Source organism: Streptococcus oralis (assembly GCF_003943825.1).
Classification (GTDB): Bacteria; Bacillota; Bacilli; order Lactobacillales; family Streptococcaceae; genus Streptococcus; species Streptococcus oralis_CD.
In genome coordinates this window covers 1-516 of the sequence record NZ_RJNJ01000127.1, presented here as the reverse complement: position 1 = coordinate 516, position 516 = coordinate 1, and the positions used below count along the sequence as shown (strand labels likewise).

1 protein-coding gene is annotated in these 516 nt (G+C 46.7%); it reads right to left on the bottom strand.

Features of this window, described 5'->3' with window-relative positions; translation table 11 throughout:
• Window positions 1-516 (bottom strand): M3 family metallopeptidase (locus D8863_RS10955; protein WP_142999505.1); only part of this gene is annotated, 516 nt, incomplete at both ends.

Here is a 516-nt window from a genome sequence, read left to right as displayed (position 1 = left end):
GTGCTCCAAGTAGTCACTTAACAGCAACTCATTGAAGGTTGATGGCGCTTCGACATAGTAGGTCGACATGTGGGCGTTGAAGTAGCTTTGATGATTGTCAGAAAAGATGAATTGACCAGAATGCCCGATTTCATGAATCAAGGTATAGACATCGCTCAAACGGCCTGTCCAGCTCATGAGGACATAAGGGTGCACGCGATATGGATCCGCTGCATAACCACCAGAATCCTTGCCACTATTGGCAGCAAAGTCCACCCAGCGTTCTTCTTGATAGCGAGCAACTTCCTGACAATATTCTTGTCCCAAAGGTTCTACTGACTTCATGACCAAATCATAGGCGTCATCAATAGTCACTTCAGGATTAAGGGCGCTGTCCAAGTCCAATTTCCAGTCTGCAAAGGTCATCTTTTCAAGACCATTGACCTTGGCAACATGCTTGAGGTATCTCTGAGCAACTGGTGCAAAGTCCTTCATGATGAGGTCAATCTGACGGTCAAACATGGCACGGTCCACTTC